Here is a 17,611-nt window from a genome sequence, read left to right as displayed (position 1 = left end):
GGGTCTAGTCCTTCAAGACGACGAGATCGGCCGGCGTCCAGTCGAGCGTGACACCGTTGCCGGGAACGAACAGGCGGCTCGTGCCTGCGTTGGGCTGCTGCACGAGGATTCGATGGCCGCCCTCCAGCGTGATGCGGTAGAGCACCGCGCCGCCAAGAAAATTGGTGTTCTCGACAACACCGTGTGCGGAAGAGCTTGCGGCGCCGGAGACATCGCCGCGTGGCGAGAGGCGGATCTTCTCGGGGCGCAGCGCCACCGAGAGAACGCCGGTGCCTTGCGCCTCGGTGGGCGGCAACACCAGGATCAGGCCCTTGCCCACGTCGAGGCTCAGGCTTGCGGCAACGCGCTCGCCACGAAAGATGTTGGTGTCGCCGATGAAGTCAGCGACGAAACGGGTCATGGGCTGGTTGTAGATCTCGGTCGGCGTGCCGACCTGCTCGACACGGCCGCCGTTCATCACGGCGATGCGGTCGGACATGGCGAGTGCCTCCTCCTGGTCGTGGGTGACGAAGACGAGCGTCAGACCGAGCTTCTTCTGGAGTTGCTTGAGCTCGAACTGCATCTGCTGACGCAGCTTCTTGTCCAGAGCGCCGAGCGGCTCGTCACACAGCAAAACGCGCGGGGCGATCACGATGGCGCGCGCCAGCGCAACGCGCTGCTGCTGGCCGCCGGAGAGCTGGGCGGGGCGCCGATCCTCCAGGCCGGACAGCTCGACCATGGCGAGCGCAGCCTTCACCTTGGCTGCGATGGTGGCCTTGTCCAGACCGCGCATGCGCAGGCCAAAGGCGACGTTCTCGGCGACGGTGCGGTGCGGGAACAGCGCGTAGTTCTGGAACACCATGCCCATGTCGCGCTTGTGTGCGGGCACATGGGTGATGTCGGCGCCGTCGACGCGGATTTCGCCCGCGCTCGGGGTCTCGAAGCCCGCGATCATGCGCAGCGTCGTGGTCTTGCCGCAGCCGGACGGGCCGAGCAGGGAGAAGAACTCGCCCTGCCTGATGTCCATCGCGACCGCGTCCACCGCACGCACGCCGCCGTCATAGACCTTGCTGACGCCGGCGATTTCGATCGATGCGCTCATGCGCGGAAGATCCGGTTGACGCGCTGGTCGATCTCGTCCTTGCGCTCGTTGTACCACTTCCAGTCGACCTGGATCAGCTTCGAGACCTTCTCCGGCGTGGTGAGCAGCTTGGCGTCATACTTGGCGTCGAGCTTGACCTTCTTGTTGGCCGGCGAGTACCACACGGTCTCGGCGAGACGCTTCTGCACCTCGGGGCGGAGCATGTAGTTGACATAGGCGTTGGCGAGCTCCTTCATCTTGCTGCCGGGCGTGATGGTCAGAACCTGCTCCAGCGACAGCACGCCCTCGCTCGGTGAGACGAAATCGGTCGGCTGGTTCTGCCCATCATAGCGGTAGATGCCGGAATCGTGGATGACGCAGAGGCCGACTTCGCCCGACAGCAGCATCTTCTCCATCGCGCCGGTGAAATCGACGATCTTGATCGGCTTGAGCTTCTCCAGCGCCGTGTAGGCGGCGTCGAGATCGGTCTGGCCCTTGCCAAACAGCGTGCCGCACATCATCAGGAAGGCCTGGCCGAGGCTGTTGACGGGAATGACGTAGCCGCCGCGGACGCCGTTGTACTTGGCGTCCCACAGCTCCTTCCAGGAGGTGACGTTGCCGTAGCCCTTGTCGGTGCGCAGGCCCAGCCCGATCGCGCTGGTGAAGATCGAGACGCCGACGATCTTGTCGCTGACGGCGTAGGGATAGACGTCGGCGAGGTTCGGCACGAGCTTGGGGTCGATCTTCGGCTCGACCAGGCCCATTTCGGCGGCCGCCCACTGCTCGTTGGAATTGGTGTGCAGCACGTCGTAGATCGGCGCCGAGCGCGAGCTTGCCTGGAGCTTTGGCAGATAGGGGAAGGCAGAGTCGATCTGAAGCTTGCACTTGAATTCGGTCTCGAAGGCGGGGCCGATCTCGGCCTTCATGACCTCGCCCCACTTGCCACCCCAGCCGGTGATGCGCAGCGTCGGATCGTCGGCGCGCGCGACGTGAGGCGCGGCAATCGTGCCAATGCCGAGCGAGGCGCTCGCGGTCAGAAAGCGGCGGCGGCTGAGCCGTGACGATCCCAGAGCTTTCAGCATGTGTCGATTCCTTCGGGTGTGCGTTACAATCTGACGTAGGAGCGGAGCCCGACGGTGCGGTCGAGCCCGATGACGACGATGAAGGACAGCACGATCGAGACCACCGAAGCGGCGCCGATGGTGCCGTCCAGATCGAACTTGAGATAGTTGAACAGCGTAACCGGCAGCGTCTCGTTGCCCGGTGAGACCAGGAACAGCGACACCGGAAACTGGTCGAAAGAGACGATGAAGGCGAAGATCGCGCCGGCCATGACTCCCGGCTTGATCAGCGGCAGCGTCACCTCGAAGAAGGTACGCAACGGGCTTGCGCCGAGATTTTGCGCGGCTTCCTCCAGGCGCGTGTCGAAATTATGCAGCACCGCGAGCGTCGTGCGCACCACGTAAGGCAGCGTCACCAGCGTGTGGCCGGCGACGAGGCCCCAGGTCGGACGTCCGACATCGAGCAGGACGTAGGTTTGGAATAACGCCAATCCGGTGAGGATCGCCGGCAGCATCAGCGGCGAGAGCATGGTCGCCACGATCAGCCGCGTGCCCGGCAGATTGCCGCGGGCAAGCGCCAGCGCTGCTGATGCGCCGAGCACCGTCGCCGACACCGTGGTGAGCAACGCCACTTCGAGGCTGAAGCCGAGCGCCTGCATGAAATCACGCGAGGCGAAGAATTTCTCGAACCAGCGCAAGGACACGCCGACCGGCGGAAACTGGATGAACGGCGTCGGGTTGAGCGCGAACACGACGACGATCGCGATCGGCGCCAGCAGGAAGATCAGGATCGCGATGTTGATGGCGAGATAGAGGTAGCGGCCAAAGTGCCGGGGTGCAGCGGCGATACGCGCGGGCGCGACCTGCTGGGCCCGTGCGAGCGGTGGGCTGTGTGAGGCCGTGGTTTGCATCATCGGCCTCACTGAAGCTCGCGCTGGCCGGAGACGAGGCCGAGCGCGCGGTTATAGGCGATGACGAGCAGGAGCGAGATCAGCAGTAGAACGATGCCCAGCGCAGCGGCGAAACCGACGTTGAAGTTCGCGGAGATCTGCTGATAGATCAGGATCGGCAGCGTCATGATCTGGAAACCGCCGAGCAGGATCGGCGTGACATAGGCGCTGATCGCCAGCGCGAACACCAAGAGCGAGCCGGCGAGGATGCCGGGCAGGCTGAGCGGCAACGTCACCTCGACGAACGCGCGCAAGGGGCTGGCGCCGAGATTTTCCGCGGCCTGCTCCAGCCGATCGTCGATGCGGCCGATCACGCCGGTGAGCGTCAGCACCATGAAGGGGACATAGATGTGGACGAGGCCGACCACGATGCCGGTCTCGGTATACATCAGCTTCAGCGGCTGGCTGATCAGGCCGAGCGACATCAGGGTCTGGTTGATCACGCCCTTGTCCGAGAGCAGCGTCATCCAGGCGAAGGTGCGCACCACGATCCCGGTCAGCATCGGCGCCAGCACCGCCATCAGCAGCAGCGCGTGTCCGGCGCGGCTCTTGATCCGCGCCATCCAATGCGCCAGCGGATAGCCGATCAGAAGCGCGACCAGCGTGGTCACGAGGCCGATCCGGATCGTGGTCCAGATCACCTCGAGGTAGAAGGGATCGCCGACCATGCGGGCATAGTGGCGTGTCGTGAAGGCGACCTTCGGCATCACCACGGGATTGCCGGTGAGCACGCTCATCAGCGCCATCAGCCCGATCGGCAGGAAGAAGAACAGCGCGAACAGGAGCGCGCTCGGCAGGATGAAGAGCGCAAGGCCGTTGGGGCGCTGGGCGGCGGCGCTGCTCATCGCGTCCCCGTCTGGATGCGCGCCGCATCCTGATCGAGCGGATCGCCGGTCAGGCGCCGCAGCTTTGCCGCCATCGCCGCGAGCTCACGGCGGACATTGGCGCGTTCGGCGGCGGTGGTCGCCTGCACCGAATAGGACACCGCGATCCCGATCATCTCGCCGGTCTCGCCGCTCTTGAGCGCAAAGCCTTGCGAGCCGACGCCTTCGATCGATTCGTCGGCCGCTTCCGAGACACCGGTGCTGCGGATCTCGCTGAGCCGCGTCATCAGCTGCCTGAAGCTCTGCGGCGAGTTGCGCGGCAGCTTTGGATAGGTCGCGGGCACCCGCGCGCGGATGTCTTCGTCGGAGAGGCGGGCCAGCATGGCGCGGCCGTTCGAGGTCGCAAGCGCAGGGGTGCGCTGGCCCGGCGGATTGACGACGCGCAGGGGATTGGAGCCCGGCACGATCCGGAGCACGACCTGCTCAAAGCCGTCGAGCACGGCGATGTAGCCGGTGTGGCCGGTGCGGGCGCAGACCTCGCGCAGCTCGCGCTCGGCCATGCTGATGAGATCGTCATGGGCGCGGTGCAACCGGCCGAGCTCGAAGGTGAGCAGACCCGGCCGGTAGCGGCGGGTGTGCGGGTCCTGCTCGAGCAGGCCGCAATCGCGCAAGGAGCGCAGCAGCCGCGAGGTCGAGCTCTTCGGCTTGCCGGTCAGCGCCATCACGTCCGCGAACGACAGATCGGGCCACGCGCTGGAAAAGCAGCGCAGAATCTCGATCGCGTTGGTCAGGGCGCTCATGAGGGATGGTCCAAGTCAGTTCCAAAATTCGGAACCATGTCCCAAATTTTAGGCCTGGCGTGGAAACGGGCAAGCGGAAATTTCCGGCAGGGTGGTGCCCGATTGCGCAGATGCGGCGGAAGGTCGCTTGGTGGGATTGAAAGCGGCGCACCAGCGAGGCGGTGCGCCGCTTCGTTTTATCAGGCCGCTTCGGCGGCGACGTTGCCGATCCAGTTGCGGGCGAGCGTCACGTCGGCCTGTGACAGTTGATGGCCGGCCGGCAGCACCTTGTGGCTCACGCGCGCGCCGGCCTGCGTCAGAAGCGCGGCGAGATGCGCCGAGTTGCTGGCGGGCACGATCGGATCAGCCTGGCCGGACAGCAGCAGGATCGGCTTGCCGCCGAGCTCCGCCTTCGGCGGATCCGACAGAGGCACCATGGCACGCAGCAGGATCGCGCCTGCGAGCGCGTCCGGCTTCAGCAGCAACAACGCGGCTGCGATGTTGGCACCGTTGGAGAAGCCAACCGCGATCGGCGCCGCGATGCCATATTGCTTGCGCGCATCCGTTATGAATTCGCCAAGCTCGAGCGCGCGGCGGCGCACGTCCTCTTCGTCGAACACGCCTTCGGCGAGACGGCGGAAGAAGCGCGGCATGCCGTGCTCGAGCACGCGGCCGCGCGGCGAGAGCAGGGCCGAGCCGGGCGAGATCATCTGGCCGAGCCCGAGCAGATCGTTCTCGTCGCCGCCGGTGCCGTGCAGGAGCAGCAGCGGGGGAGAGCCCGCGCCGCTCGCGGGCTCGAAGCGATGGATGAATGTACTCTCGGTCATCACACAGTCTCTTCCAGGTTCGGCAGCACGCCTTCAATTTCCTTGCGATGCTTTTCGAGGAAGCCCGGCAGCTTCAAATCGCGTCCGAGCGTTGCCACCGGTTCGTCGACGGCGAAGCCGGGGATGTCGGTCGCGATCTCGAACAGCACGCCGCCGGGTTCGCGGAAATAGATCGAGCGGAAATAGTTGCGATCCTTCTGCTCGGTCGGATGCAGGCCGTGATTGGAGACGAGCTTCTGGGCCATCACGCCCTGCTCGGCGTCGTCAGCCGCACGGAAGGCGATGTGGTGCACCGAGCCGCCGCCCTGATGTCCGCGCAGAAAACCCTTGGCTTCATAGATGTCGACGACGCTGCCCTCGACATCGCCCGGCGCCTTGAAGCGGATCACCGAGCCTTCGCGGCCCGTCTCCGTGAAGCCGAACACGTCGGTGAGAACGGCGGCCGTCTTCGCCGCGCTGTCGAGCAGCAGGGTCACGCCGTGGAAGCCGCGGATCGCGTGCTCGGCCGGCACGTCGCCATTGCTCCAGCCCGGCTCGTTCTCGGCGCCGGGGACGCCGACCAGCGCCAGCGCCATGCCGTCAGGATCGGTGAACGGCAGCACGGATTCGCCAAAGCGCTTCTCCAGCGCCTCGTAGGCGATGCCCTTCTCGATGAAGCGCTGGGTCCAGTAGCCGAGCGAGCGCTGCGGCACGCGGAAGGCGGTCTGATGGGTCTCGCCGACGCCGCGGTGGCCCGCCGGCACACCAGCCCAGGGGAAGAAGGTCAGGATGGTGCCGGGCCGTCCGGTCTCGTCGCCATAATAGAAGTGGTAGGTGCCGGGATCATCGAAATTGACCGTCTTCTTGACGAAGCGCAGGCCGAGATCACGGGTGTAGAAGCCGAAATTGCGGATGGGATCGCCGGCAATCGCGGTGACGTGGTGCAGTCCAGACATTGTCGTCCTCCAGAATTCGGGGAGTGGTCTTGCTCTGGAGCGAAATATCGTTCCGCTTTGGATTGGAGACAATCCATGCAAATATGACGTCTATGTCTACGATTTGGAAACAATGGCCCGAGGCGGCCCTTGGATAAGGTCGCGAGCCTCCGGGCCTTCGTGAAGGTCGTCGAGAGCGGCAGCTTTGCCGAGGCCGGCCGCCAGCTGCGGCTGTCGCGCTCGGCGATCAGCAAATACATCGCCGATCTTGAAGAAAACCTCGGCGTCCAGCTCCTGAACCGGACCACCCGCCACGCGAGCCCGACCGAGAACGGCCAGCGCTATTTCGAGCGCGCGGTCGTGATCCTTTCGGAGATCGAGGCGGCCGATCAGGCGGTGACGCAGGCCCAGTCGGCGCCGCGCGGGCTGCTGCGCGTCAATGCGCCGATGTCGTTCGGCACGATGCGGCTCGGGCCTGTGCTCGCGGACTTCATGGACAAATATCCGGAGCTTCAACTCCAGCTCGTGCTCAGCGACGATCTGCTTGATCCCGTCCAGGACGGTTTTGACGTGACGCTGCGGATTGCGGAACTGGAATCCTCCAGCCTGATCGCGCGGAAGATCGTGCCAGTGCCGCGCATGATCTGTGCCTCGCCGAACTATCTGGCGCGTCACGGGACGCCAAAACATCCGCAGGATTTGCGCGACCACGTGTCGCTGACCTACGGCTTCCTGCTCACCGGCAATCAGTGGAAGCTCACCGGTGCCGACGGCGATCACTGGATCCAGCCGGCCTGGTCGCTGTGCGTCAACAATGCCGAGGTGCTGCGCGACGTCGCGATCAAGGGCAGGGGGCTCGCACTGCTACCGCAGTTCATTGCCGCTGACGCCTTGCGGAAGGGCGAGCTGCGGACCGTGCTGGACGACTATTTCGCGCCGCCGCTCGCGCTCTATGCGGTCTATCCGCCGACGCGGCATCTGTCGGTGAAGGTGCGGCTGTTTATCGATTTCCTCGTCGAGCGCTTTGGCCGAGAGGACGTTATCTGATCGAACGCTGCTCCGCGGGTGCGAGCAGATCGTCGAGCGTGTGCATCGATGCTTCTCGAAGCGCGGCGAGTTCGCGCGCGGCGCTCTCGCATTCGGCGGGCGACATCGTCGGTGCCGCCAGCTCGACATCGCGACAATGATCGAACAGGCGAACCAGGCCGAGCGCGCTCGCCGCGCTGCCGAGCTGGTGCGCGGATCGCGCAAGCTGCTTGCGATCGCCGGCTTCGGCTGCACCGGCAATGTCCTCGATCAGTTTGGCGCCGGTCTGATGCAGCAAGTGATGAAGCTTCGCGATCTGCGAGACACCGAGCAGCTCTCTCTGGTCGTCGAGAAAGTGCCGGTCGATCAATGCGCCTGCGGCGAGGCGCGTCGCGGTCGGCTGCTCGTTCTGGGGATCCTCTTCGATCGCCTCGCGCAGCGCGTTGATCAGGATCGGTTTGCTGACGATCTGGATGATCCCCGCGCTTGCGAGCCGCCCGCGGGCGCTGCGCGACACGTCGGCGGTGACGGCGATGATGCGCGGCATCCGCGGCAGGCCGAGCTTTCCGATCAGCGACGCTGCTTCCACTCCATCCATGTCGGGCATGTGCAGATCCATCAGGATGACGTCGAAGGACTGCTCGCGAGCAAGCGCGACGGCCGCTGCGCCGTTCGTGGCGATCGTGGGGCGGTGGCCGAGCCGGTTCAGGATCGCTTCGCCGACCTCGCAGTTGACGGGATCATCGTCGACCAGAAGCACGCTGAGCGGCCGTGACGGCGGCTCGACCGCGCCTTGCGCTACGCCGCTCGTGGCGCGACTGAGCGGCACTTCGAGCGTGAACACGCTGCCCACACCCGGCGCGCTCTCCACGGTCAGCTCGCCGTGCATCAGCCGGGTGAGGCGGCGCGCGATGGCAAGTCCGAGGCCAGTGCCGCCGAAGCGCCGGGCGATGCTGTCGTCCGCCTGGACGAAATCCTCGAAAATCCGCTCGTGCATGTCGGGCGCGATGCCAATGCCGGTATCGCGGATCGTGACGTGCAACAGGACGTGGTCGTCGTGCTGTTCCGCCGACGCCTTCAAGCCGATCCCACCGCTCGGGGTGAACTTGATCGCATTGCCGATCAAATTGAGCAGGACACGGTTGAGCCGCACCGGATCGCCGCGCACGGACGTGCCGACCGTCGCGTCGCAGGCGAGGTCGAAGGTCAGGCCCTTGCCGAACGCCTGCAGACGCATCAAATCGGCTGCCGTCTCGATCAGGTGGTCGAGGCGGAAGTCGCGCGTCTCCAGCGCCTCAGTGCTGGCCTCCAGGCGGGCATATTCCAGGATGGCGTCGACCAGCGCGATCAGCGTCTCTCCCGATGCGGCCGCAGTCGCGAGGTGGCGGCGCTGGACCTCACCGAGCCTGCCGTCATCGAGCAGTTGCAGCACGCCCATGACGCCGTTCAGCGGCGTGCGCAGCTCGTGGCTGACCACGGCGAGGAAGCGTGATTTGGTCTCGTTGGCCGCAACTGCGACGCTACGTGCGCGTTCGGCCGCATCGTGCTCGGCAAGGGCGTGATCGCGTGCCTTCTCGAGCTCGGAGGTCCGTTCGATGACCTTGCGTTCGAGGGTTGCGTAGGATTCGCGCAAATGCGCGGCCATCCGGTTGAACTGGTCGCCGAGCGCTTCCAGCTCGTCGCCGGTCTTGATCGCGAGCCGCAGGCCGAGATCGCCGCTGCCGATCCGCCGCGCGCCTTGGGTCAGCATCTGGATCGGCACGGTCATGCGCCGGCTGAGCCAGAGCGACACCAGAACCGCGAAGGCGAGCAGGACGATCAGCAGAAACGTCGATCGTCCGATCGAGGCGTAGATCGGAGCATAGGCCTCGCTGAGCGGAAGCTCGACGAACACCAGCCAGCCGAGCGAGGGGACGGTCGCATAGGTCGACAGCACGCGTTGACCTGAAAAATCCTCCTTGACCAGGCCGCCCGAGGGCGGTCCCACACCATCGAGCGCAGCGCGGACGTCGGCATGCGCGGAGAGATCGCTGCGGCGCAACGCCGGCCACAGATCGGGATGCGCGATCAACACGCCCATGCGGTCGACCACATAGGCCTTGCCGGTGTTGCCCACCCTGATCCCGGCGACGAGGTCCCAGATGAAGCGCAGATTGACCTCGGCGACGACCACGTTGGGATTGCGGCCGCCGCTGCGCGCGGCGAGCGTCATGTACGGTTCGGTGTCGCCGAAGAAGTAGACCGGCCCGTAATAGGTCCGGCTTTCATTGGCGCCGCGAAAGGCGGGCGAGGCGGAGAGATCGGTCTTGCTGCCGATCCGGTCGGCGACGCGGCGCGACACGCGCACCTGCTCGCGGCCCTCCGCGTCGAGCTCGGCAATCTCCGCGATAGCGGGCGAGAGACGCAGGAGACGGATGGCGTTCAGCCGCTCGTCCTCGTTGGTGGACAGCTCCGGGGGCAGGCGCGAGAGCCATCTGATCTGGTTTTCGATCTGGCCGATGAACTGGCCGATTTGAATGGCCGCGCTTGCTGCCTGCTCGCGCTGGGTTGCCGCGAGAAGCTGCTTCTGCTCGCGGTAGGAGAACCAGACGTCGAAACCGGTGTTGACGGCGAGCGCGGCAAAGGCGAGTGCGACGATCGAGTAGAGATATTTCCGGAACAGCCGGCCCGGAGGCGTCCGCAAATGTCCCTGGTCGACCGTTTCGTTCACTCGCGGATCTCGTCGGCGCGCGCCAGCAGTGTGAAGGGAATGGTCAATCCGAGCGCGTTGGCAACGGTGCGGTTGATCAGGAGCTCGTATTTCCGCGGCGATTGCACCGGGAGATCGCCGGCCTTGGTGCCGCGCAGGATGAGATCGACGTAATCGGCGGAGCGTACCTCCAGCGTCGGCCCGTAGCTCATCAGCCCGCCCGCATCCATGAAATAATGGAACGGATAGATCATGGGCACGCGGTACTTCGCCGTTGCCGCGATGATGGCCTGACGGTTCACCACCAGAAAGCTGTCGACGAGCGAGATCATCGCCGCCCTGGGCGGCTCGGCAAAGCGGCCGATCGCGCCGTCGATCTCCGCTGCCGTGCTGACCGGCGCGAGGACCACGGCGACGCCGGCCGCCACGGCCTCCTGCTCGATGGAGTCGAGGTAGAAGCGCCCGGCACGGGGTGTGGACGCCGGATTGAACAGGATGCCGACGCGCGCAATATCCGGCACAGCCTCCCGGATGAGCTGAAGCCATTTTCCGCCCATCTCGGCGGTGCTGCTGGTGAAGCCGGTGACGTTGCCGCCGGGATGGGCAAGGCTTTGGACGAAGCCGTTGCCGACGGGGTCGTTGGAGGTCGCGAACACGATCGGGATCGTCTTGGTCGCGGCCATGATGGCCGCGGTTTCGACCGTGGAGCCGGTCAGGATGACGTCCGGCTTGAGATCGATGATTTCCTGGACCGCGATCTTCATCTTGTCAGGTCCGCCGAAGCTCGAACGGATTTCGAAGCGGTAGTTGATTCCCTCGACCCAGCCGCGCTGCCGCAAGCCCGCGATGAGCCCGCCGAGGCGAGAGGTCGAGCCGTCGGTCATGTTCCGTCTGGTCAGCTCGTCGTCGAGCGACAGACTGGTGATCGTAGCGACGATTCGCATGCGATCCGGCGTTGCGCCGAGCGCGAGGAAGCCCGCGGCAGTTGTGCCTGCAAGGCGTATGAAGCCGCGGCGATCGACCGCGAAAGCGGAAGGCCGGTCGGTCATGGAATCTACTGCTCGATGGTCCGTCCCAAGGTGGATGCTTAACGCGAACGGGCGGTATCCACAATTGATGAAACGGGCATGTGAACGCTCGTTCGCAGTGTCGGCTAGCGCCGCAGCGTGAATTCGTCCGGGTTGCGCCGGTCTTCCCACTTCGCCCGTTCGAGCTCGGGCTGATCGCACTCCGCCTCGGGATAGCCGATGCAGAGATAGGCTATGAACTTCCAGGACGCCGGCACGTCGAGAATGCCGTGGATGCGGTCCGGACTGAGGATCGAGACCCAGCCGAGACCGATACCTTCCGCGCGCGCGGCGAGCCACATCGCAGTGATGGCCGCGACCACCGAATATTCAGTTGTTTCCGGCATGGTCGCGCGGCCGAGGCCGTGGCCGATCTCGCTGGCCTTGTCGGCGAACACGGCGACGTGGCCGGGTGCCTGTTCGAGGCCCGAGAGTTTTAGCACGGCATAGCGCGCCGCGCGCTCGCCGGAATAGCAGGCCAGCGCGTCGGCGTTGCAAGCCCTGAAGTCGTCGATCACGGCGCGGCGCCGCGCGGCATCATCGATGACGACGAAGCGCCACGGCTGGCTCAGGCCGACCGAGGGCGACAGGCAGGCGGTTTCGATCAGGCGCTCCACGGCGCCGTCCGGCAGCGGATCGACGCGGAAGCGCCGCACGTCGCGGCGCCATACGAACAGCTCGTGCAATTGCCGGCGGAAGGTATCATCGAACTCGACCATGATTCATCCTCCCCCGTGAAGGAAGGCTGCCGCGACAAGCAGGATCAGGATCTCGCCGACCTGCTCGAAAGCGCCGAGGATGTCGCCAGTCTGTCCGCCGATCTGGCGGATGGCAAGTCGGGCCAGGATCAGCCCGGCGAGCGACAGCAGGACGAGCCCAACCAGCGCCTTGGCCGGCCCGAGCGCAAGCGCAAGCGTGAGCGTGCCAAGCGCAAAGGCGATGGCGACGCTGCGGCCCGGCGGCGAACCTGCGCGCGCGGAGAGTCCGTCGGGCCGGGCCGGGGCGACCAGCGACATGAAGGCCGGCACGCCCGCGCGGGCCGCGGCATGCGCGGATATCAGCGCAAGCGTCACGAGCCATGGGCTGGCAATTGCGGCCAGCGCGCTCCAGCGCAGGCCGAACGACAGGATCAGCGCGCAGACGCCGTAGCTGCCGATCCGGCTGTCGCGCATGATCTCGAGCTTGCGCTCGCGCGTGCGGCCGCCACCGAGCCCGTCGGCGGTATCTGCAAGCCCGTCCTCATGCAGCGCGCCGGTGATAAGGGCGGTCGTGGCAAGCGCGAGCAGGGCGGCCATTCCTGGCGCCAGTCCCAGCTTGCTCGCGACCGCGTAGACCACAGCGCCTGTAAGCCCTACCAGCAATCCCGCGACCGGCAGCGCCCAGGTCGCGCGCGCGACAGCGCCGTCGGCGGCTGGCTTCGGTGATGCCACCGGCACGATCGTGACAAAGGACGCCGCGATCCCGAGATCGGTGACGACGTCTTTCAGGATGTCGAAACGCGGCATCATTTCAGCTTCATCGGCAGGCCGGCAACGACGAACTCGACCTCGTCGGCGACATCGGCGATGATCTGGTTCATGATCCCCGCGGCGTCGCGAAAGCTGCGCGCCAGCGCGTTGTCGGGCACGATGCCGAGGCCGACCTCATTGGTGACGAGCACGACCGGGCTCTTGAGATGGAGCAGGGTGGCGGCAAGCGCGTTCACCTCGTGCTCCCAGTCGCGCTCCGCATGCAGCAGGTTGGAGAGCCAGAGTGTCAGGCAGTCTACCAGCCGCGCGCCGCCGCCATCGCTTGCGACCAGCGCTGGCACGAGGTCGAGCGGCACCTCGCGCTCGATCCAGTCGGTTCCGCGCCGCACGCGATGTCTTGCGATCCGCTCTTCCATCTCGGCGTCGAGCGCCTCGGCCGTCGCGACATAGACTGGCCGCCCGGGAAAGCCGCGCGCGCGGCTCTCCGCGCGTTTGCTCTTGCCCGATCGCGCTCCGCCCGTGATCAAGATGACGACCATAAGGTCTCCTATCGGCCAAGCACTAATCACCAAACGCGGCCAAAGACAAAGCCGAAATCCGTCGCTTGGGGCTTGCGCTCGGCCAGCGCTTTGCGCAACAGGGGCAGGGCAGGAGGCGCATGTGGGTTTTGCAGGTGCGATGGCGGTGGCGATGGTGGTGGATGCCCTGTTGGGCTGGCCGTCGCCGTTGTTCGCGCGGATCGGCCATCCCGTGACATGGCTCGGCCGGCTGATCGGCGCCATCGATACCGCCTGGAATCGCGATTTCGATCCGCCGGCACGGCGGCGTGCTGCGGGGGTCGCCGGAGCGCTTCTGGTGATCGTGCTCTCCGTTGTGCTTGGCTGGGTGCTTCAATCCCTGCTCCCATGGGGCTGGGTGCAGACTGTGCTCGTCGGCCTCCTGGCCTGGCCACTGGTCGCTTTGCGCTCGCTGCATGACCATGTCGCCGCCGTCGCAAGACCATTGCAGGCCGGCGATATCGCCGGCGCGCGCGAAGCGGTGTCGCGCATCGTCGGCCGCGATCCTGCGGCGCTCGACGAGACCGGAATCGCGCGCGCCGCAATCGAGAGCCTCGCCGAAAACGCCTCCGATGGCATCGTGGCGCCGGTGTTCTGGGGTGCGCTGTTCGGGCTGCCCGGCATTTTTGGCTACAAGGCGATCAACACATTGGACTCGATGATCGGTCATCGCAGCGAACGCCACGAGGCCTTCGGCTGGGCGGCAGCGCGCATCGACGATGTCGCCAACTTCGTTCCGGCGCGTTTGACCGGATTTCTGTTCGTGCTGCTTGCGCCTCGGCGGTTGGAAGCGCTGTCCTGCATGACGCGCGATGCGCGCCGCCACCGCTCGCCCAATGCCGGCTGGCCGGAAGCGGCGATGGCCGGCGCGCTTCGTGTCCGGCTCTCTGGTCCCCGCATCTATCACGGCAGCGCGACCGACGAGCCCTGGCTCAATGAAGGGGCGCGCGACCCGCTCGCCGCCGACATTGATCATGCGCTGACCGTCTGCCGCCGTGCCATGCTGCTTCTCGCCGGCCTCCTTGCGATCCTGGCTTTCGCATGAAAGAACAAGACATGCGCGAGCACGGTGGAAATCTCGATCACGCCCGGTGGCATTTTGGTGGGCGTGCGGAAGACTGGATTGATCTCTCGACCGGGATCAACCGGCTGCCTTATCCCGTGGGAGAGATCGCTGCGCATCATTGGCAGGCGTTGCCGTCGCGAACCGAGATCGAGGCGCTGCATCAGGCCGCCCAGCACGCTTATCGTACAGACGCACCGATCGTTGCGATGGGCGGCGCGCAGGCCGTCATTCAACTGTTGCCGCAGCTTGCGCCGCGCGGCCGGGCTCGTATCCTCGCACCGACCTATAACGAGTATGCTCCCGTTCTGTCGGCATCCGGCTGGGAGGTCGAAGAGGCGAGCGAGCTCGATGCGTTGGTGGGGGCAAACCTCGCCATCGTCGTCAATCCCAACAATCCCGACGGCTGCCGTCACGCGCCGAAGGACCTGCTTGCGCTCTTGCCGCGCGTCGGTCACCTCGTCATCGACGAGAGCTTTGCAGACGCTGTTCCCGAACTCTCGCTCGCTTCGGAAGCGGGGCGGCCCGGGCTGCTGATCCTGCGCTCGTTCGGAAAATTTTATGGTCTTGCCGGCCTGCGGCTTGGGTTCGCGATCGGCCATGCGGCTGACATAGGCAGGCTCGCGGCGGCTTCAGGTCCATGGCCGGTGTCGGGCGCGGCGATCGCTATCGGTTGTCGTGCCTTGCGCGATGATGCCTGGGCCAAGGCGACGTCAGCGCGGCTTGCGCAGGACTGTGTTCGTCTGGACGAGATGGCGCAGGGGCAGCGCTGGCGGCTCGTCGGCGGCGCGCCGCTGTTTCGTCTCTACGAGACGCCCGACGCACGTGCCGCACAGGTGATGCTGGCGCGGGCTGAAATCTGGTCGCGTGTCTTCACACAAAATCCGACATGGCTGCGCCTCGGGCTTCCGGGCGCCGAGTCCGAATGGACGCGGCTCGGTAAGGTCCTAGCGCGCTAGGGCGAGCAGGCCCTGGACGTCGAGGTGCCTTTCGATGTGGTCGGCCAGCGCATTGAGCGCGCCCTCGACCCTGCCGAAATAAGGCTCGTCGCCGGCGGGGATATCGAGCTTTGCCAAGAACGCCTTACGAAAATCATCCGATGTGAACAGGCCGTGCAGATAGCTGCCTTGCACGCGCCCATCGCTGGAGATCGCGCCTTCCGGCTCGCCATCGAGTTTCGCAAACGGCCGCGCACGATCCGGGCCCTCGGTGCGGCCGATGTGGATTTCGTAGGCCTCGATCGGCTGGTCTGTTGCGGCATGCACGGCCACAACGCGCGTCAGCGTTTTCTGCGGGCTCATCTCCGTCACGACGTCCAGCAGTCCAAGGCCGGGCGTTTCGCCCGCGGGTCCTTCGATGCCATCGGGATCGGCGACGCTGCGTCCGAGCATCTGATAGCCGCCGCAGAGGCCGAGCACATGGCCGCCGCGGCGATGATGCGCGAGCAGATCGATGTCCCAGCCCTGTGCGCGCAGGAAGGCGAGATCGCCGCGGGTAGATTTGGAGCCGGGGATGATGACGAGCCTGACATCGCCCGGGATCGCTTCCCCCGGACGGACCATCACGAGATCGACGCCCGGCTCGAGTTTGAGCGGATCGAGATCGTCGAAATTGGCGATCCGCGACAGGGCCAGGCAGGCGATCTTGCGTTGGCCGGGCTTGCGCGCGTCGGTGAGGCCGAGCGCATCCTCGGCTGGCAATTCGCCGGCACGCGAAAACCAGGGCAGCACGCCAAACCCGCGCCAGGCTGTCTTATCTTCGATCAACCGATAGCCGTCGTCGAACAGCGTAGGATCGCCGCGAAACTTGTTGATGACAAAGCCCTGGATCATTGCAGCGTCGTCGGGGTCGATCACCGTCTTGATGCCAACGAGCTGCGCGATCACGCCGCCGCGGTCGATGTCGCCGACCAGCACGACCGGCACGTCGGCCTTGCGGGCAAAGCCCATATTGGCGATATCAGCCTTGCGCAGGTTGACCTCGGCCGGGCTGCCGGCGCCTTCGACCAGCACGAGATCGGCGCGCGCCTTCAGCCGCTCAAAGCTCTCCAGCACGGCGCCCATCAGCGAGGGTTTCATCGCCGCATAATCGCGCGCACGCGTGGTCGCGATGCGCTTTCCGTGCACAACGACTTGAGCGCCGACATCGGTCTCGGGTTTGAGCAGCACCGGGTTCATGTCGGTATGCGGCTCGACGCCGGCGGCGAGCGCCTGCAGTGCCTGGGCGCGGCCGATCTCGCCGCCGTCGATGGTGACGGCGGCATTGTTCGACATGTTCTGCGGCTTGAAAGGAAGCACGCGCAGGCCGCGCCGCGTGAAGGCGCGCGCGAGGCCGGCGACGATGAGCGACTTGCCCACGTCCGAGCCGGCCCCCTGGATCATCAACGCGCGCGCCATCGCTTGTGTCTTTAGAACTCGACGCCGGCTTGCGCCTTGATGCCGGAACGGAACGGGTGTTTCACCAGCGTCATCTCGGTGACGAGATCGGCGATCTCGATCAGCTCGTCCTTGGCGTTGCGCCCGGTGAGGACGACATGCGTCATCGGCGGCTTCGAGGTCTTCAGGAAGTCGACGACCTCGGCGATGTCGAGATAGTCGTAGCGCAGCGCGATGTTGATCTCGTCGAGCACGACCATGCGCAAGGTCTGGTCGAGGATCAGCTCCTTGGCCTTCTCCCAGCCGGAGCGGGCAGCCGCGATGTCGCGGGCGCGGTCCTGCGTCTCCCAGGTAAAACCTTCGCCCATCGCGTGGAACTGGCAGAGCTCGCCGAAATGGCCGGTGAGCAGGCGCCGCTCGCCGGTATCCCAGGCGCCCTTGATGAACTGCACCACCGCGCAAGGGAAGCCGTGGGCGACGCAGCGCACGATCATGCCGAAGGCCGAGGACGATTTGCCCTTGCCGGCGCCGGTGTGGACGATGATGAGGCCCTTTTCGCCGCTCTTGGTCGCCATGATCTTGTCGCGGGCGACCTTGATTTTCGCCATCTTCGCGGCGTGACGAGCGTCGGTTTCCTCGGCCGTCGGGGTCTCCGGTTCAGGCGTCATCGGACGGGGTCCTTCGGCTTGACAAGTGGCGGCCGGGGGCAAATGGTGGCCCGGCGTTGGTTCCTGTCCTATGACAGGCGAAGAGGGAATGCGATAGGGTCCGAATCGGCAAGATTTGGCTCCAAAATGCAGCCGCCCCCGCGACCGTGACCGGAGAGATGTCCGAAGCCACTGATCCCACGGGGATCGGGAAGGCGGGGATCGAAGGGGAAACCCTGCTCCGCAAGCCGGGAGACCTGCCAACGCGGACGAATTTGGACCGGCGGACGGGGTGTTCCGCGA

17 protein-coding genes and 1 riboswitch are annotated in these 17,611 nt (G+C 65.9%); of the genes, 3 read left to right on the top strand and 14 right to left on the bottom strand.

What is annotated here, in order from left to right:
* Window positions 1-4 precede the first annotated feature (4 nt).
* The 7 genes from IC761_RS23340 to IC761_RS23310 form a co-directional block, all read right to left on the bottom strand.
* Complete coding sequence (locus IC761_RS23340; protein ID WP_195798974.1) at window positions 5-1,081, bottom strand: ABC transporter ATP-binding protein; 1,077 nt, start codon at window positions 1,079-1,081, stop codon at window positions 5-7.
* Window positions 1,078-2,142, bottom strand: a complete 1,065-nt coding sequence (locus tag IC761_RS23335) for an extracellular solute-binding protein (RefSeq protein WP_195798973.1) — start codon at window positions 2,140-2,142, stop codon at window positions 1,078-1,080. Before IC761_RS23335 ends, IC761_RS23340 begins: the two co-directional genes overlap by 4 nt.
* 23 nt (window positions 2,143-2,165) lie before the next feature.
* Window positions 2,166-3,032: an ABC transporter permease gene (locus IC761_RS23330; protein WP_438265145.1), complete on the bottom strand. Its 867-nt coding sequence runs from the start codon at window positions 3,030-3,032 to the stop codon at window positions 2,166-2,168.
* Between the two features lie 8 nt (window positions 3,033-3,040).
* Window positions 3,041-3,916 (bottom strand): ABC transporter permease, encoded by an 876-nt coding sequence (locus IC761_RS23325; RefSeq protein WP_195798971.1) that lies wholly within the window; start codon window positions 3,914-3,916, stop codon window positions 3,041-3,043.
* Complete coding sequence (locus tag IC761_RS23320) at window positions 3,913-4,695, bottom strand: IclR family transcriptional regulator (RefSeq protein WP_195798970.1); 783 nt, start codon at window positions 4,693-4,695, stop codon at window positions 3,913-3,915. The genes IC761_RS23325 and IC761_RS23320 overlap by 4 nt, the downstream gene beginning before the upstream one ends.
* 179 nt (window positions 4,696-4,874) lie before the next feature.
* On the bottom strand, window positions 4,875-5,501 hold the full coding sequence (locus IC761_RS23315) for an alpha/beta hydrolase (RefSeq protein WP_195798969.1): 627 nt from the start codon (window positions 5,499-5,501) through the stop codon (window positions 4,875-4,877).
* Window positions 5,501-6,436, bottom strand: a complete 936-nt coding sequence (locus IC761_RS23310) for a ring-cleaving dioxygenase (protein WP_195798968.1) — start codon at window positions 6,434-6,436, stop codon at window positions 5,501-5,503. The genes IC761_RS23315 and IC761_RS23310 overlap by 1 nt, the downstream gene beginning before the upstream one ends.
* A gap of 129 nt (window positions 6,437-6,565) precedes the next feature.
* On the opposite strand from IC761_RS23310, the gene IC761_RS23305 reads away from it, so the two are divergent.
* Entirely contained in the window at window positions 6,566-7,462 is an 897-nt protein-coding gene (locus IC761_RS23305) for a LysR family transcriptional regulator (RefSeq protein WP_195798967.1), read from the top strand.
* Here IC761_RS23305 and IC761_RS23300 read toward each other — a convergent pair.
* The 5 genes from IC761_RS23300 to cobU form a co-directional block, all read right to left on the bottom strand.
* Window positions 7,455-10,151: a hybrid sensor histidine kinase/response regulator gene (locus IC761_RS23300; protein WP_195798966.1), complete on the bottom strand. Its 2,697-nt coding sequence runs from the start codon at window positions 10,149-10,151 to the stop codon at window positions 7,455-7,457. The genes IC761_RS23305 and IC761_RS23300 overlap by 8 nt on opposite strands.
* A complete protein-coding gene (locus IC761_RS23295) occupies window positions 10,148-11,179 on the bottom strand; it encodes an ABC transporter substrate-binding protein (RefSeq protein ID WP_195798965.1) in 1,032 nt (343 codons plus the stop codon). Before IC761_RS23295 ends, IC761_RS23300 begins: the two co-directional genes overlap by 4 nt.
* A gap of 104 nt (window positions 11,180-11,283) precedes the next feature.
* Complete coding sequence (gene bluB, locus IC761_RS23290) at window positions 11,284-11,916, bottom strand: 5,6-dimethylbenzimidazole synthase (RefSeq protein ID WP_195798964.1); 633 nt, start codon at window positions 11,914-11,916, stop codon at window positions 11,284-11,286.
* Window positions 11,917-11,919: 3 nt separating this feature from the next.
* A complete protein-coding gene (gene cobS / locus IC761_RS23285; protein WP_195798963.1) occupies window positions 11,920-12,705 on the bottom strand; it encodes an adenosylcobinamide-GDP ribazoletransferase in 786 nt (261 codons plus the stop codon).
* Window positions 12,702-13,205 carry a bifunctional adenosylcobinamide kinase/adenosylcobinamide-phosphate guanylyltransferase gene (gene cobU / locus IC761_RS23280; RefSeq protein WP_195798962.1) on the bottom strand — a complete coding sequence of 168 codons (504 nt, stop codon included), beginning with the start codon at window positions 13,203-13,205 and terminating at the stop codon, window positions 12,702-12,704. The genes cobS and cobU overlap by 4 nt, the downstream gene beginning before the upstream one ends.
* Window positions 13,206-13,326: 121 nt before the next feature.
* Here cobU and cbiB point away from each other — a divergent pair, with 121 nt between their 5' ends.
* Together cbiB and cobD are read left to right on the top strand one after the other, a co-directional pair.
* Entirely contained in the window at window positions 13,327-14,268 is a 942-nt protein-coding gene (gene cbiB, locus IC761_RS23275) for an adenosylcobinamide-phosphate synthase CbiB (protein ID WP_195798961.1), read from the top strand.
* Window positions 14,269-14,279: 11 nt separating this feature from the next.
* Window positions 14,280-15,245: a threonine-phosphate decarboxylase CobD gene (gene cobD, locus IC761_RS23270; protein ID WP_195804749.1), complete on the top strand. Its 966-nt coding sequence runs from the start codon at window positions 14,280-14,282 to the stop codon at window positions 15,243-15,245.
* On the opposite strand, the gene IC761_RS23265 is transcribed toward cobD, so the two are convergent.
* A complete protein-coding gene (locus tag IC761_RS23265; RefSeq protein ID WP_195798960.1) occupies window positions 15,234-16,682 on the bottom strand; it encodes a cobyric acid synthase in 1,449 nt (482 codons plus the stop codon). The genes cobD and IC761_RS23265 overlap by 12 nt on opposite strands.
* Window positions 16,683-16,693: 11 nt before the next feature.
* Window positions 16,694-17,329: a cob(I)yrinic acid a,c-diamide adenosyltransferase gene (gene cobO / locus IC761_RS23260; RefSeq protein ID WP_195798959.1), complete on the bottom strand. Its 636-nt coding sequence runs from the start codon at window positions 17,327-17,329 to the stop codon at window positions 16,694-16,696.
* A 40-nt stretch (window positions 17,330-17,369) separates the two neighbouring features.
* A riboswitch (cobalamin riboswitch) is annotated at window positions 17,370-17,587 on the top strand.
* Window positions 17,588-17,611: the final 24 nt, after the last annotated feature.

This window comes from Bradyrhizobium commune (assembly GCF_015624505.1).
In the GTDB taxonomy this organism is placed as follows: Bacteria; Pseudomonadota; Alphaproteobacteria; order Rhizobiales; family Xanthobacteraceae; genus Bradyrhizobium; species Bradyrhizobium commune.
Note: the sequence above shows the minus strand (reverse complement) of the source record. Positions and strands in the feature narration are given on the sequence as shown.

Bases quoted from the DNA above. Each gene is read 5' to 3' on its own strand.
- IC761_RS23340 (WP_195798974.1), bottom strand. From the start codon at position 1,081: ATGAGCGCATCGATCGAAATCGCCGGCGTCAGCAAGGTCTATGACGGC.
- IC761_RS23335 (WP_195798973.1), bottom strand. From the start codon at position 2,142: ATGCTGAAAGCTCTGGGATCGTCACGGCTCAGCCGCCGCCGCTTTCTG.
- IC761_RS23330 (WP_438265145.1), bottom strand. From the start codon at position 3,032: ATGCAAACCACGGCCTCACACAGCCCACCGCTCGCACGGGCCCAGCAG.
- IC761_RS23325 (WP_195798971.1), bottom strand. From the start codon at position 3,916: ATGAGCAGCGCCGCCGCCCAGCGCCCCAACGGCCTTGCGCTCTTCATC.
- IC761_RS23320 (WP_195798970.1), bottom strand. From the start codon at position 4,695: ATGAGCGCCCTGACCAACGCGATCGAGATTCTGCGCTGCTTTTCCAGC.
- IC761_RS23315 (WP_195798969.1), bottom strand. From the start codon at position 5,501: ATGACCGAGAGTACATTCATCCATCGCTTCGAGCCCGCGAGCGGCGCG.
- IC761_RS23310 (WP_195798968.1), bottom strand. From the start codon at position 6,436: ATGTCTGGACTGCACCACGTCACCGCGATTGCCGGCGATCCCATCCGC.
- IC761_RS23295 (WP_195798965.1), bottom strand. From the start codon at position 11,179: ATGACCGACCGGCCTTCCGCTTTCGCGGTCGATCGCCGCGGCTTCATA.
- bluB (WP_195798964.1), bottom strand. From the start codon at position 11,916: ATGGTCGAGTTCGATGATACCTTCCGCCGGCAATTGCACGAGCTGTTC.
- cobS (WP_195798963.1), bottom strand. From the start codon at position 12,705: ATGATGCCGCGTTTCGACATCCTGAAAGACGTCGTCACCGATCTCGGG.
- cobU (WP_195798962.1), bottom strand. From the start codon at position 13,205: ATGGTCGTCATCTTGATCACGGGCGGAGCGCGATCGGGCAAGAGCAAA.
- cobD (WP_195804749.1), top strand. From the start codon at position 14,280: ATGCGCGAGCACGGTGGAAATCTCGATCACGCCCGGTGGCATTTTGGT.
- IC761_RS23265 (WP_195798960.1), bottom strand. From the start codon at position 16,682: ATGGCGCGCGCGTTGATGATCCAGGGGGCCGGCTCGGACGTGGGCAAG.
- cobO (WP_195798959.1), bottom strand. From the start codon at position 17,329: ATGACGCCTGAACCGGAGACCCCGACGGCCGAGGAAACCGACGCTCGT.